This is a genomic window from Paenibacillus kribbensis (genome assembly GCF_002240415.1).
In the GTDB taxonomy this organism is placed as follows: Bacteria; Bacillota; Bacilli; order Paenibacillales; family Paenibacillaceae; genus Paenibacillus; species Paenibacillus kribbensis.
Genome location: NZ_CP020028.1, coordinates 1,967,735 through 1,982,113, shown reverse-complemented (window position 1 = coordinate 1,982,113; position 14,379 = coordinate 1,967,735). Strand labels below are relative to the sequence as shown.

At 47.3% G+C, this 14,379-nt stretch carries 14 protein-coding genes and 1 other annotated feature; all 14 genes read right to left on the bottom strand.

Features of this window, described 5'->3' with window-relative positions:
* Positions 1 to 113: 113 nt before the first annotated feature.
* The 14 genes from ileS to B4V02_RS08735 all read right to left on the bottom strand — a co-directional run bounded on the left by ileS (position 114) and on the right by B4V02_RS08735 (position 14,347).
* On the bottom strand, positions 114 to 3,203 hold the full coding sequence (gene ileS / locus B4V02_RS08800) for an isoleucine--tRNA ligase (RefSeq protein WP_094154502.1): 3,090 nt from the start codon (positions 3,201 to 3,203) through the stop codon (positions 114 to 116).
* Between the two features lie 80 nt (positions 3,204 to 3,283).
* Positions 3,284 to 3,565: a binding site (T-box leader), on the bottom strand.
* Between the two features lie 173 nt (positions 3,566 to 3,738).
* Positions 3,739 to 4,248 (bottom strand): DivIVA domain-containing protein, encoded by a 510-nt coding sequence (locus B4V02_RS08795; RefSeq protein WP_007431174.1) that lies wholly within the window; start codon positions 4,246 to 4,248, stop codon positions 3,739 to 3,741.
* Positions 4,249 to 4,420: 172 nt separating this feature from the next.
* Entirely contained in the window at positions 4,421 to 5,203 is a 783-nt protein-coding gene (locus tag B4V02_RS08790) for a YlmH family RNA-binding protein (RefSeq protein WP_094154501.1), read from the bottom strand.
* Positions 5,204 to 5,211: 8 nt separating this feature from the next.
* Positions 5,212 to 5,466 (bottom strand): YggT family protein, encoded by a 255-nt coding sequence (locus B4V02_RS08785; protein ID WP_094154500.1) that lies wholly within the window; start codon positions 5,464 to 5,466, stop codon positions 5,212 to 5,214.
* Between the two features lie 6 nt (positions 5,467 to 5,472).
* Entirely contained in the window at positions 5,473 to 5,925 is a 453-nt protein-coding gene (locus B4V02_RS08780) for a cell division protein SepF (protein ID WP_010345429.1), read from the bottom strand.
* Positions 5,916 to 6,617, bottom strand: coding sequence for a YggS family pyridoxal phosphate-dependent enzyme (locus tag B4V02_RS08775; protein WP_094154499.1), 702 nt, complete (start codon positions 6,615 to 6,617; stop codon positions 5,916 to 5,918). Before B4V02_RS08775 ends, B4V02_RS08780 begins: the two co-directional genes overlap by 10 nt.
* An 8-nt stretch (positions 6,618 to 6,625) precedes the next feature.
* Positions 6,626 to 7,510: a peptidoglycan editing factor PgeF gene (gene pgeF, locus B4V02_RS08770; RefSeq protein WP_094154498.1), complete on the bottom strand. Its 885-nt coding sequence runs from the start codon at positions 7,508 to 7,510 to the stop codon at positions 6,626 to 6,628.
* 81 nt (positions 7,511 to 7,591) lie between these two features.
* The gene (locus tag B4V02_RS08765; RefSeq protein WP_094154497.1) at positions 7,592 to 7,927 is read right to left on the bottom strand and encodes a YlmC/YmxH family sporulation protein; all 336 of its coding nucleotides are present in this window, start codon (positions 7,925 to 7,927) and stop codon (positions 7,592 to 7,594) included.
* A gap of 117 nt (positions 7,928 to 8,044) precedes the next feature.
* Entirely contained in the window at positions 8,045 to 8,827 is a 783-nt protein-coding gene (gene sigG / locus B4V02_RS08760; RefSeq protein ID WP_007431182.1) for an RNA polymerase sporulation sigma factor SigG, read from the bottom strand.
* A gap of 96 nt (positions 8,828 to 8,923) precedes the next feature.
* Positions 8,924 to 9,664: an RNA polymerase sporulation sigma factor SigE gene (gene sigE / locus B4V02_RS08755; RefSeq protein ID WP_013311082.1), complete on the bottom strand. Its 741-nt coding sequence runs from the start codon at positions 9,662 to 9,664 to the stop codon at positions 8,924 to 8,926.
* 53 nt (positions 9,665 to 9,717) lie between these two features.
* A complete protein-coding gene (gene spoIIGA, locus B4V02_RS08750; RefSeq protein ID WP_094154496.1) occupies positions 9,718 to 10,731 on the bottom strand; it encodes a sigma-E processing peptidase SpoIIGA in 1,014 nt (337 codons plus the stop codon).
* A gap of 188 nt (positions 10,732 to 10,919) precedes the next feature.
* On the bottom strand, positions 10,920 to 12,044 hold the full coding sequence (gene ftsZ, locus B4V02_RS08745; RefSeq protein WP_094154495.1) for a cell division protein FtsZ: 1,125 nt from the start codon (positions 12,042 to 12,044) through the stop codon (positions 10,920 to 10,922).
* Positions 12,045 to 12,111: 67 nt separating this feature from the next.
* The gene (ftsA, locus tag B4V02_RS08740) at positions 12,112 to 13,383 is read right to left on the bottom strand and encodes a cell division protein FtsA (RefSeq protein ID WP_094154494.1); all 1,272 of its coding nucleotides are present in this window, start codon (positions 13,381 to 13,383) and stop codon (positions 12,112 to 12,114) included.
* Between the two features lie 199 nt (positions 13,384 to 13,582).
* A complete protein-coding gene (locus tag B4V02_RS08735; RefSeq protein WP_094154493.1) occupies positions 13,583 to 14,347 on the bottom strand; it encodes a cell division protein FtsQ/DivIB in 765 nt (254 codons plus the stop codon).
* Positions 14,348 to 14,379: the final 32 nt, after the last annotated feature.

The window sequence follows — 14,379 nt, the reverse complement described above, 5'->3', positions numbered from 1 at the left end:
GCCCTGAACGCAGCAAACGAGCCGAAGCACGTAACGGAGAAGATCCGTTTTCGATGCTTAGGCTCGTTTTTATACGCTGCCTGTTCTTGTATTATGGGACAGGGGGCTTGTAATTATTCCCCAATATGAACGCTGATCGTTTTACCGTTCACCTCTACACGCTCTGCCGGCTCGGCCTGACCGAATGTCACGGTAGTGACCAGAACGTTTTCACGCAGTACAGAATCGAAGCTTTCGATCGCCTGACGCAGCTCGTTATCTACATCCAGCGTCAATGCCACGTACTTTTCAATCGGCAGATCCAGCTTTTTACGGTAATCCTGCACCGCGCGGACCACTTCACGTACCCAGCCTTCCTGTTCCAGCTCAGGCGTAATGTCCGTGTTCAACGCTACCGTTAAGCCATAGCCGGAAGCAGATGCAAAGCCTTCTTTTGCTTTTTTCTCCACCAGCAATTCCTCGGCCGTAACCTGCAGCTCTTCTCCCTCTGGAGAAGCCACGTTCAGCACTCCTTTTTCTACAACCGAACGGGTATCCTCAGCAGACATGCCTTTGAAAAGATTTTGCAGGAAGCCGACATTTTTGCCGTATTTCTTACCCGCTACCTTCAAGTTCAGCTTCAGTGTAAAATCTACAAAGCCGCTATCGTCCGTCTCAACATGAATATGCTTCACATTGATCTCATCTTTGATGATTTCCTCGTAGCCGCTCAGTTCAAAATCCTGATCCATCGACAAAATCAGTTCGGTCAACGGCTGACGCGTTTTTAGTCCCGTTTCGTTGCGGACATTACGCGCCAATTCTACTACACGACGTGCCGTTTCCATATCGCGCTCCAATTCCAGATCAATCAAGGATTCATTGGCTGTTGGATAATCATCCAGATGAACACTTTCGCCGTTGCCCAGATTGAGGTAAATATCCTCTGAAAGCAGCGGTGTGAACGGTGCAAGCAGCTTCGCTGTCGTCAACAGCACCTCAGTCAGTGTGCGGTACGCATCCAGCTTATCCTCTGTAAGGCCATTGCCCCAGAAGCGATCGCGCGAACGACGGATATACCAGTTGCTCAGCTCATCTACGAACGATTCAATCGCTTTGGAAGAATTCAGGAAATCATTTACAGACAATGCTTTGTCCACAACCAAAATCAGACTGTTCAGACGGGACAAAATCCAGCGATCCAGCTTATGGGCCGACGGCTTGAACGGATGCTGTGCCGGATCAAAACCGTCGATATCTGCATACAAGGTCAGAAAAGCATGTGTATTGACAAGTGTATCTACCAGCTTCGATTTGGCTTCGCCTACAATGCCTTTGGAAAAACGTTTGCTATTCCATGGCGCACTGTCGGACAGCAATGCCCAGCGGAAAGCATCTGTACCGTACTCGTCAATGACTTCCCATGGATCAATGACATTGCCTTTGGATTTGGACATTTTTTGACCCTGCTCATCCAGTACGTGGCCTGTTGCCATAACTGCTTTGTAAGGAGCTTTGCCAGTCAGCATGGTCGAAACGGCAAGCAGACTGTAGAACCAGCCCCGAGTCTGGTCAATCCCCTCGCAAATCATATCAGCCGGAAATTGCTGCTCGAACGTTTCATTATTTTCAAATGGATAATGATGTTGTGCAAACGGCATGGAGCCGCTATCGAACCATACGTCGATCACTTCCGGTGTACGGGTCATTTCGTACTTGCCGCATTTGCTACGCACCTTAATGTCATCCACATAGGGCTTGTGCAGCTCAATGTCCGCTGGTACGTCGCCAATCGCACGTTCCCGCAATTCAGCAATACTGTGCGGTGCGAACTGTTCCCCAGTCTCCTCACACACCCAGATGTTCAGCGGTGTACCCCAATAACGGTCACGGCTGATGTTCCAATCCACCAGCTCCTCCAAAAACTTACCGAAGCGTCCTTCACGCACATGACCCGGATACCATTCAACTTCACTGTTGTTGGCAATCAGTTGATCCTTGATCGCGGTTGTTTTGATAAACCAGCTGTCCATAGCGTAATACAACAGCGGAGTATCACAACGCCAGCAGAACGGATAGCTATGCTCGTATTTTTCCTTGCTGTACAGCAAGCCTTTTTCAGACAGCATCTTAACAATATCCACATCACAGTCTTTTACAAAACGGCCTGCAAAGTCCGTAATTTCCTGAACATAGTTACCTTGGAGATCCACCACATTGATGAATCCAACGCCATTTTCGCGGCATACCCGGTAATCATCCTCACCATGCGCTGGAGCCATATGAACGATACCTGTACCGCTGGAGTCTGTTACGAATTTCGCCCCCAGAATCTGATTACCCTTCTCGACCTGGAAATACGTAAATGGCGGGGTATAAGTTTGACCAACCAGCTCTGAACCGGACAGCGTGCCAAGCACTTCATGATCGCCTTTAATTACGTCCTCAACCAGATTTTTAGCAACGATGTATACAGCGTCTTCCTGCTTCACACGAGCATATTCCAGATCAGGGTTGACGGCAAGTGCCACGTGGCTCGGTAAAGTCCAAGGTGTTGTCGTCCAAGCCAGTACGTATTCCCCACTGCTATGCAGCTTGAATTTGGCTGTGGCACTCAGGTCCTTTACATCTTTGTAGCCCTGTGCCACTTCATGAGAGCTCAGCGTTGTCTGACAATCCGGGCAATACGGACTCACACGATGACCACGATACAGCAATCCTTTTTCATGAATCGTCGCCAAAATGTTCCATACACTCTCGATATAGTTATTATCCAGTGTAATATACGGGTGATCGAGGTCTGTCCAGTATCCGATCGCTTCGGTCAGATCACGCCATTGCTGCTCGTACTCAAACACGCTTGCCTTACATTTTTTAATAAACTTTTCAACGCCGTATTCTTCAATTTCAGGTTTGTGGGAGATGCCTAGTTGCTTTTGCACACCCAGTTCTACCGGCAAGCCATGTGTGTCCCAACCGGCCTTGCGTACGACCCGGTATCCCTTCATTGTTTGGTAGCGGCCTACAAAATCCTTAATTACACGACCCAGCACGTGACCGATATGCGGTTTACCGTTGGCAGTTGGTGGACCTTCATAAAACACAAAATTTGGCTTACCCTCACGATTGGTGATGGATTTACGGAATGTGTCCTCCTCTTTCCATTTGTTCAGGATGCGCAGGTCGCGGGACCGTGCCTTTTCTTTTACATCCACTCTGTTCATCATGTCATTCTCCTTCTTTGCTCATCATTTTGATTGTTGTAGCGTTTCCTAAAAAAGCAACAAAAAAAGCCCCATCCCTGTAAAGGGACGAGACTGTGCTCGCGTTACCACCCTGATTCCGTGAACAAACCCTTTCATAAGAAACGGTACTTTCACGGCGCTCTAAGCCCTACACAACTACAGCAGGGCGCCATTGTAACGTATGGCAAACGATGATTGCTTACACACGCCGTAAAAAACAAGCGCTTCAGCTCACTTCTCCGGGAGGATCTTCGGTCATGTTCTGAACGTTGGCTTGCACCAAGTGGCCAACTCTCTGAGGAACAAAATCATGACGTACTCGTTCCCATCAACGAATTACACATGTTAAATTCATCGGTGTATTGAATCAGCAGTATCCCCGCTGACTTGAATAACAACCCTTAACCGATACACGGATAACGGTTTATATTCAGTATAGTATTTACAGTTATAGCCTGTTTACAGATAAAAGTCAACCCTGACAATGCCTAATAAGCGCTGTCAGAAATGACTATTAGTAAATTTCCTTCATTTCACGCTCGCGCTCCAGCACTTCACGTTCCCGGTTTTCAAGCGCTTCCCAGCCGTCCTGACTTAACAGGTCAAGCTGCGCCTCCACCAGTGTCCGAAAACGCGCCCGGTAAATCGAAGCCTGCTTCTTCAGTTCCTCAACCTCCAACGCGATTTTACGGGATTTAGCCAATGCCTCATTCACAATGCGATCGGCATTTTTCTCCGCTTCCTTCACGATCAGTTGAGATTCTTTCTTGGCGTTGTTGCGAACTTCATCTGCCGCTTCCTGCGCCACGATAATCGTCTTGCTCAGCGTATCTTCAATCGTCGCGAAATGGTCAAGCTTCTCCTGCACGTTCAGCAACTCAGTGCTCAGTTCTTTATTTTCACGTATAACAGCTTCATAATCCTTGATCACCTGGTCCAAAAATTCATTGACCTGATCCTCATCATAACCGCGAAGCCGGCGGGCAAATTCCTTATTATGTATATCCAATGGCGTTAATGGCATGCCGTCCACCTCCTATAAGATTGACAAAAAATACATGTTCCGCGTCACGACGCTCACTATCATCTATCGGTCATCATACCCCGATTTGTGAATACTGTACAGAGCAAAATCGTTCCAGCTCTACCCTTTAGCTTAATTTTTTCGACACAAAGCTCGTGAATCCTGCCTTGAGCTATACAAACTTACCGATTTTGACACGGAATCTTCCCTTTTTTGTCATCCCGTCTGTTTCGAGCACTTTGAATCGGCCAAATCCTTGCATGGAAATAACATCCCCGGCCTTAAGTGAAGTAGATGGATTCTCTTCCACTTTCCAATTGACCCTGCACCGTCCGGCCCGGATTGGAGTCAAAATTTTGCTTCGACTCAGCTTGTACACGTCACTGGCGATACCGTCCAGACGCAAAGAAGCCACCGTCAAATCCAACGGCTCCAATTCAGCTTCCTTTGTCCGCAGGCTTTCTGAAGGCAGCAGTTCTGTCCATACATGGACACGATGAACCTGCTGTAAGTGCAGCATAATGAAATCACTGATTTCTGAAGCTACCAATACATGACATCCATCATCCAGCACCTGAATATCACCGATTTTTCCACGCTTGATTCCAAGTCCCAGTATGGCCCCCAAATAATCACCGTGCTCCAATGTGCTAATTTTATGATCATCTGAGCTGATGGAAAGAACCCGAATCCCCATATCCTCATCGTCTAAATATGAATAATCGGGCGCAATCAGCGCCCGCTTTCGTTCCGAAGCCTCGTAGCCGCCATCTAACCTGATCGTGACCTTATCTTCCTTCGAAGATAGAGTCTCCAATATGTACAGTTGGCGCGGATCCAAAAAATCAGTCAGCTTTTGCTCATGATATGCTCCCGCATAACTGATCCATTCGGAAGCGCGATCCACATAGTCCCGTTCATCCGGATGAAAATGCTCATAAATCTCGGTACGCATGAGTCCTCCTAAACAAAATTGCTAATTAAAGAAATCAAACCATACGACGCAAAACGCAGAGCAATCAGAGCCACGATGGGTGAAATATCAATCATCCCGATTGGCGGGATGAACCTGCGAAAAGGAGACAAATAAGGCTCCACACACTTGGCAAGTAAATCACCAACCACGCTCTCTCTGGCATTAGGAAGCCATGACAAAAGGACATATGCAATGATCATGTACGAATAAATCTGAAAAAGCCAACCGATTACCTCGATCAAAAAAACTCACCTCATTCTGTTAAATTCTTGTTCCGTGTCAGCTAGTATTTCCGTAATCGAACCTTGAATTTCAACCGTATCCGGAGTACACAGAAAAATATTGTTACCAACTTTGGAAATGCCACCACTTAGTGCATACACGGTACCGCTCAAAAAATCAATAATCCGCAAGGCCTGATCCTTGCGAATTCGTTGCAGATTGACAACGACGGTGCGGTGGGAACGGATATGGTCGGCAATTTCCTGTGCTTCATCGTAAGATCGCGGCTCATACAGAACAACTTTGACATTTTTCTGTGAATGGATACTGACAACATTATTGCCCTTCTGGTTCTTACGTTTATCAAAGCTTGGGGTTTCAATTTCTTGCTCTTCCGGCGTATTCATAATCTCTCGCTCAATAACTTCCTCTTCTTCCTGAAGCCCCAGAAAGTTCATAAACTTGTTCATTACGCCCAATGGAAATCCTCCTCTCGTCCGACCAGTACGGAACCAAGCCGCAGCCAGGTCGCTCCTTCCTCAACCGCTATCTCAAAATCATTGGACATCCCCATGGACAAATGAACGATAGGCTCTCTCGTCAGGGCTTGTCCATTTAGCGTATCACGCAATTCACGCAATCCGCGAAACACAGGCCGAGTTTTTTCCGGGTCTTCTTCATGAGGAGCCATCGTCATCAAGCCGATGACGTCCACATGCTCCAGCTCACGAATTTGTTCCAGGAAGGGAGCGACCGCCTCAGGGGACAAACCGTATTTGGAAATTTCCCCAGAGATATTAACTTGCACAAAGGCTTTGACTTTTACTCCAAAAGCTGCAGCCTTCTTCTCCAACTCCTGAGCCAGTGATAGACGATCCAACGAATGTATAAACTCAAATTTTCCAATCACATCTTTAACCTTATTGGTTTGCAGATGACCAATAAAATGCCACGTTCCCCGGTCACCCAGCTTGCTCCATTTATCCGCAGCATCCTGCCAGCGATTTTCGCCTACATGCTCCAATCCGCCGTCCAAAACCGATTCCATTGTCGCAGCCGAAATATATTTCGTAACAGCGATCACATTCACATCATCACGTGAGCGTCCACTGCGAGCACATGCTGCTTCTATACGGGCGTTCACTTCTTTAATCCGTTCCTCCAAAGACACGGGAGGACTCACCTCTCTTCCAGACCAATCCAGCTCGCCATTCTCCCTGTAATGCCGCCTTCCTTGCGATATGAAAAAAACAAATCACTACGGCTGCTCGTACATAAGGTAGTACATTCGATATGGCTCGGCAATATTCCTGCTTTCATCATAATGTGTCGATTGCATTGTTTCAAGTCAAGCAGCGTTTTCCCGCCAGTTAACGGGAAATAGATGGAGCCTTCCCAATCATCATTACCCGGGCAATCATGCTCTAAAACACGGATATGGCTCATTACATGCTCATCCACCTCATAAGCTTCAGGACCGATGGAAGGGCCAATGGCTGCAAGCAAATCAGATGGTCGTGATCCAAATTCGGTCTGCATGGTTTGCACCATTTTCAGGGCAATCTCCGCTACCGTTCCCTTCCAGCCCGCATGTGCCAGCCCAATGACACGCCGCACCGGATCACAAAAGTATAACGGTACACAGTCCGCATAAAAGGATGTCAGCAAAATACCCGGCACATCTGTCAAAAGTCCGTCTGTATCCTGAAAAGCAGATGCACGATCCATAAAGCCGCGTCCGCGGTCAGTAGCCTTGACGACAGCAACATGATTGCCGTGAACCTGCTCACCGCACGTCCATGCTTCAGCAGCAAAGCCAAGCTGCTCTGCAATCAGCTGTCGGTTGCGGATCACTTTCTCCGGTTCATCCCCTACATGAAACGCACAATTCAGACTGTCGTACGGCACCTCGCTAACACCACCATGACGTCCTGTAAAACCTGCTGTCAAGCCCTGAACCTTCCGCTTCCAGGATTGAATATATAACAGCTCCGGCACGGGACGTGCGCCATCTTCCATGGACGCAAGCCCCGTGGCCACGGTATTCACTACAAACGGTTCCATTTGTCTCACCTCTACTGCCCAGTGTACCAAAAAGCTGCCGCCGTGTCTTCACAAGCAGCTAAAATACATAACCCAACTGGCTTAGAAGCCTCGGCGGTCACTCCGCTCCTGACGTTCGATATACAGCTTTTCCTCCCCTGTAACTGGCTCATCCAGTCCTTCCAATCGTACAAGCACTACATCCGAACCGATCTTGACAATATTTCGCCATGGAATGACCAGTTCGCTTCCCCCTCCAAACCAGCCCATAAACCGGCTGTTACCCGGAACCACAACGGCTTCAATTTTTCCCAGCCGTACATCAATCTCCAAATCACTAATTTGTCCCAGTCGTCGCCCATCTACAATGTTAATGACATCCTTGGTTTGGAACTCGGAAATTTTCATCGCCCTTACCGACGTTTCCGGCGCATTCACACGCATCACATCCTTTATTTCACTATATGTGCGGGAGAACCCAAAAAATGTCCAATAAACGGAAAAACGATCCACGCAGGATCGTTTTTATCGCAGTCATTCAGGCCATTCATTTCGTTAGGATTTTACGTGCTTTTGCATTTGCTGAATAGCCGATTTCTCTAATCTTGAAACCTGGGCTTGAGAGATACCGATTTCGTCGGCAACCTCCATTTGCGTCTTTCCTTCATAAAAACGCATGGACAATATCATCTTTTCACGCTGGCCCAGGCGATGCATCGCTTCCCGCAGAGCGATCTCCTCAATCCATGAGACGTCTTTGTTTCTGTCATCACTGATCTGATCCATCACATAGATTGGGTCGCCCCCGTCGTGATATATCGGCTCGAACAGCGAAACTGGATCCTGAATCGCATCCAATGCAAACACAACGTCTTCTTTGGGCACATTCAACGCCTCTGAAATTTCAAAAATCGTCGGTTCGCGCGAGTTCAGATTCGTCAGACTATCCCGCACCTGAAGCGCCTTATATGCAATATCCCGTAACGAACGCGATACACGAATCGGATTGTTATCCCGCAAGTAACGTCGTATCTCTCCGATAATCATCGGAACCGCATAAGTGGAGAACTTCACGTTTTGCGAAAGGTCAAAATTATCAATCGCCTTCATCAGGCCGATGCAGCCTACCTGAAACAAATCATCCACAAACTCTCCCCGATTGTTAAACCGCTGAATTACACTCAGGACGAGCCGGAGATTGCCATTGACCAATTTTTCTCTGGCTGATCGTTCATTATTTTGCTGAAGTGATGTGAACAGCTCACGCATTTCTGCATTGGTTAATACCGGCAGTTTGGCGGTATCCACACCGCAAATTTCCACTTTGTTTCGGGTCATCGTGTCTTACCTCCCAAGGAGCAACATTAATGTACATTATCTCCTGAGGGCGTTTTTTTATTCGCCGTTTCCATCGCTTCCGGATATGCCCAAACGTTATACCATTTTGTTAAATTCTTTTCGTAAGCGCTTTATAATTCGTTTTTCCAGGCGCGAAATATACGATTGCGAGATACCCAGCAGGTCAGCAACATCCTTCTGTGTCTTCTCTTCTCCGTCCTGCAAGCCGAAGCGCAGCTCCATAATTAAACGCTCTCGATCTGTCAGCTTATCCAGCGCCTTATGCAATAATTTGCGGTCTACTTGCTCCTCAATATTACGGTAAATGGTATCATTTTCCGTTCCCATCACGTCGGAAAGCAATAATTCATTACCATCCCAATCAATATTCAGGGGCTCGTCAAACGAAACCTCTGTTCTCGTTTTGCTATTGCGCCGCAAGTACATCAAAATTTCATTTTCAATGCATCTTGAAGCATAAGTCGCAAGCTTGATTTTCTTTTCGGGATCAAAGGTGTTAACGGCCTTGATCAGTCCAATGGCACCGATGGATACAAGATCCTCAATGTTGATCCCCGTATTTTCAAATTTACGGGCAATATACACGACCAACCGCAAATTCCGTTCGATGAGCATGGAACGTACTGCTGCATCTCCAGAGGAGAGCTTTCCGAGCAAATACTCTTCCTCGTCTCTCGTCAGCGGTGGGGGGAGCGCCTCGCTGCCGCCAATATAATAAATTTCTTCACTTTTTAGGCCAAATAAAAATAAAATACGATAATATTGCAATTGCAATGCTAGCCTGATTTTCATTTTTAATTTCATCTGTTCCCGCATAACCTTCTCCCCCTTTTGAATTTGAAAATGGTGCAAAATCTCTTTCGTCTCCTTCAAGCCTCATCCTGTACTCTCGCTCCACGCTCCTGCGCCTGTAAAAGCTCGCTAAGACGTGCATCCCCCTTCTGGCTCATATCAGCATGGCCCTCTTCGTGTGCCGTCACATCCGGGTGAATAATCGCTCGGTATTGGCCCTCTGCCGACAAGGTCCCCCCATCCAAACCAATAAGCACTCGATCCTGTACATAACGAGCCCCATTCATAATCACCTCCACCCGATCGGGCTTGAGTGCAAGCATAAAGGAATGGCTGCGGTTGATCCCTCGATAGGGAACAAGACGGACACGATCCTGCCAGCTGAACGATTCTTCTCCCAGCTCCATCACCAGTTGGTCAACATTCCCCTCAGAACATTTTTGGAGCCAGGAGGAGGGCAAATAGCCTTCCCACAAGGCCGCCTCCATTACCATGACCGGGATTCGGGTCAAAGGATCATGCAGTTGGTTGCCTGTATCCAGCAAGCCTGTACACTCAATATGATCCTGCCCGATCCACACCTGCACTTCTCCCAAAAACCCACTCATCCTTTCTGTGCGCTGCTTTGAGGATTGTACAATACGAAAGAAAAGCATCACTCCGACAAATGCGCATAAAATAAACCAGAATGCAATTTTCAACTCAAAGGACATTCCACCCGAAGCGGTATACCAGATGCCATTAAACAATTCCCCCGTACTTTGGAGAAAATAATGCATCCCCAAAATTCCGCCTGCAGCTACAAAATTGATCATGTAAAAAGCACCCATGGTACGAAGATACTTCTGCATGCTGCCAAATCCAAAAGCCACCAGCAGCATAATGACCGATAATGCAAATTTGATCAGAAACGTAAATAAAAAGGACAGCTCCGGCACAAACATCATGACCACGTACATTGCACCAATGACAGCCGAAAGAATCAGCCTCCACCACGCCGGACGGATTTTTCTCATCCATGCGGTGACCATCAGCAATACAGCATCAATGAACAAATTGGTCAAAAAAATCAAGTCGATATAAACAACCAAGGGTTCACCCGCCCAGCATTTGCAGGATAGGCTTAAGTATAGTAGTCATGCTGTTCAAAGTCTGTCTAATGGTGGGGACGGTGATCGACTAATTTTGTCGGAAAGAGGAGAAGCTCCGGCAAGCGCGGATAGGGAAAACACAAAGAAGCCCGCATCTCCAAGGAGAATACGGGCTCTCTGATTTCAAACTAGTTATCGTTATTATTATTGCGTGAACGGTTACGTAAGAATGTCGGAATATCCAATTGGTCACTGCTTTGAGTATTACCAAATGGACGCAAGTTAGGAGAGCCTTTTTCCGTCGATTCGGAAGCCGCCGGATTAGCTGCCGGTCTACGTCCCGGTGCTGGTTGGCTTGGCTTACCCTCAAAGCCTGTTGCGATGACGGTAACCTTAATCTCTTCTTTTAATTCTTCGTCAATGATGGCACCAAAAATCATGTTAACCTCCGGATCGGAGGCCGAGGTTACAATTTCAGCCGCCTCATTGACCTCGTACAGAGACAGATTGACGCCGCCAGTGATGTTCATAATTACACCACGAGCACCTTCAATGGATGTCTCCAGCAACGGGCTCATGATAGCCTTGCGTGCAGCTTCAGCCGCACGATTTTCACCAGTCGCTTCACCGATTCCCATCAAAGCAGAGCCACGCTCCGTCATGATCGTTTTTACGTCAGCAAAGTCAAGGTTGATCAGACCCGGTACAGCGATCAGATCCGAAATACCTTGTACTGCCTGGCGCAGAACATTATCCGCTTCACGGAACGCTTCCAGCATTGGGGTTTTCTTGTCCACAATTTCAAGCAGGCGGTCATTCGGGATTACAATCAACGTGTCTACCTTTTCTTTTAATCCCTCAATGCCGAGTTCAGCTTGATTGGAGCGTTTACGCCCTTCAAACGTGAATGGTCGTGTTACCACGCCCACTGTCAATGCACCGCATTCCTTGGCAATTTCAGCAATGACAGGAGCCGCTCCTGTTCCTGTACCGCCACCCATACCTGCCGTAACGAATACCATATCGGCACCTTTGAGCGTATTCATAATGAGCTCACGCGACTCCTCAGCCGCTTTTTTACCCACATCCGGGTTAGCACCGGCACCCAAGCCGCGAGTCAGCTTATCACCAATCTGAAGCTTATGCTCAGACTTCGCTAAATGAAGTGCCTGGGCATCTGTATTGACAGTAATGAACTCCACACCTTGAACACCATTTTCGATCATCCGGTTAACCGCATTGCTGCCGCCACCGCCGACGCCGATCACTTTAATTTGAGCCAAGCTCTCCATTTCAAAATCAAATTCCAACATACTATTCCATCTCCCCCTCAATGTGCATGGATGGCCCGTCCATGATTGGCATAATTAGCAATGAACGTTATATAAATTCACTGAACATATTTTTTAAGCGTTCAATCAACCCCTGCTTTTGCTCGCCTTCCGCGGTGGGACTGCTGCTTTTGGTCCGGTTGGCCGGCTTCTTGGTACTTCCGCCACTGTTGCTAACGCTTGTCGATCTTCCACGATAGTAACGAATAGCATTATGCAAGATGCCAACTCCGCTCGTGTAGCCCGGATCCCTTACACCGATAAAATCAGGTACGGCGATCCTTACGGAAGCGGCCAGTTCGCTTTGTGCCACCTGAAGTACACCAGGCATGGAGACGGTGCCTCCGGTAAGTATATAACCCCCCGGAAGCTCTGTGTAACCCAAGCGCTTAACTTCCGCCTGAATGAGTTGAAAAATTTCCTGCACTCTAGGCTCAATAATAGCAGCCAAATCCTGCTGGTTAAACTCTTTATCGACATTACTGCCGATACGGGTTACTTTAAAGACGACATCGGCTGCCGCATCATCATACCATGCGCAGCCGTATTTGAGCTTTACTTTCTCGGCTTGATCGGTAAGGGTCCTCAATCCGTAGGCAATATCATTGGTTACAAATTCTCCGCCAATTGGAAGTGTTGATGTGGCAACAATCGATCCTTCCTGGAAAATAGCAACATTCGTAGAACCTGCACCAATATCCACCAGCACCGAACCCATCACCTTTTCATCCTTCGAAAGAGACAATTGCCCAGCCCCGAGTGGCAGCAGCACCAGATCTTTGATCCTCAAGCCGGCTTTCTCCACGCAACGCAACAGGTTATGTATCGGGGTCTTGCCTCCAGTAACAATCGTAGCCTCTACTTCGAGACGAACTCCGATCATACCGCGAGGGTCCTGAATTCCTTCAAGGCCATCCACGACATACTGCTTGGCTACCACGTCAATGATTTCTCTCTCCGGTGGTACGGCAATAACTTCAGCTGCTTTCAGTACACGCTCGATGTCCTCCTCACCGATTTCTCGGTCCTCGTTGGACACGGCTACTACGCCATGACTATTTTGCAAACCAATATGGTTGCCTGAAATCCCCACATACACTTCTGTTATTTGAATACCAACCATGCGCTCTGCGTGATCCACAGCGTTACGGATTGATTGCACGGTTTGATCAATGTCTACAATTGCACCTTTGCGAATCCCTTCCGAGTCGGCAGATCCAACTCCAATAATATTAAAGGTTCCATTATTCATTTCCCCAATAATAGCCCGAACTTTGGATGTACCGATGTCCAAACTAACAATGATGTCATTGTTGCTCAAGTCTGTGGCACCTCCTGACTCCAAAATGAATTTCGTTCTTTGAACACACACTGTACATATTCAACATACTCCATGCTTTCCCTCTTTTTTCTACAAATTTTTTAGAAGCCAATTTATGGTTGCAGTCACATAAAAATTCGAAGAAAAAAGAAGGAGGCAAGTCTATTACCCATAAAATTAATTCTAACATTTTTTCACATCACTGAGTAGTATCTTTTTCTTGACCCTCTTCATTCGTATCCGGCTTGAACGGAACGTAAGAATCCGCCGCCAACATGGTGATCAGACCGGGTTCTTCTGTTTCCAGCACCTGATTCAAATAGCTGATTTTAGAGTTCAGCAGCGAAACGGTTGTTATCACCTCAAACTGGGAGCGTGTATACATTCTTATGCGGTCCGGAAAAGAAGGAATCGGCGCGGGAATGATTTCCGAAATATCGGCTGTCCACTCTCCCGGAATACGCGATAATGCATCACACAGCTTCGCTTTATACGGATCATCTGATTTCCATTTGGTCAAAATCGGCTTCTCGACAGCTATTCCGCTGCTGCTCACGCCTACGCTTGACCCGTTTGCCAGAATTGCTCGCAGGCTGCCATCACTCTGCAGCTCGTAAGCGACCGTAGCAAACTCTTTAATGTGAACAGAAATGATACCTGGAAACTGCTTGTCCACCGTGACTTGCTGAATCGACTGAATCTCCCGCAGCTTTTCAGAAATGTCAGATGAACTAACTCCAAAATACTGATCCCCGATAGCTAGACCGCTTCGATTTAGAAGCTGCTCTCGGGTCGAAAATACATTACCGTCAAAGCGGATTTCAGAAACCCGACTTAACGAAGAACGGAAAAAGAGAACAGCGAGTAACACAATGAACAATAAAATGAGAAGAACGGCAATCTTCCGGCTTGTCCTTTTTTTCGTTTTATTCTTTTTAAGAACAGGTATTTGAGCATTTGGCATAGCTTCTCTCCACAAAAGCCTTTTGTCCCCCC

Bases quoted from the DNA above. Each gene is read 5' to 3' on its own strand.
- ftsZ (WP_094154495.1), bottom strand. From the start codon at position 12,044: ATGTTGGAATTTGATTTTGAAATGGAGAGCTTGGCTCAAATTAAAGTG.
- sigG (WP_007431182.1), bottom strand. From the start codon at position 8,827: ATGACCCGAAACAAAGTGGAAATTTGCGGTGTGGATACCGCCAAACTG.
- B4V02_RS08795 (WP_007431174.1), bottom strand. From the start codon at position 4,248: ATGCCATTAACGCCATTGGATATACATAATAAGGAATTTGCCCGCCGG.
- B4V02_RS08735 (WP_094154493.1), bottom strand. From the start codon at position 14,347: ATGCCAAATGCTCAAATACCTGTTCTTAAAAAGAATAAAACGAAAAAA.
- ileS (WP_094154502.1), bottom strand. From the start codon at position 3,203: ATGAACAGAGTGGATGTAAAAGAAAAGGCACGGTCCCGCGACCTGCGC.
- B4V02_RS08790 (WP_094154501.1), bottom strand. From the start codon at position 5,203: ATGCGTACCGAGATTTATGAGCATTTTCATCCGGATGAACGGGACTAT.
- sigE (WP_013311082.1), bottom strand. From the start codon at position 9,664: ATGCGGGAACAGATGAAATTAAAAATGAAAATCAGGCTAGCATTGCAA.
- pgeF (WP_094154498.1), bottom strand. From the start codon at position 7,510: ATGGAACCGTTTGTAGTGAATACCGTGGCCACGGGGCTTGCGTCCATG.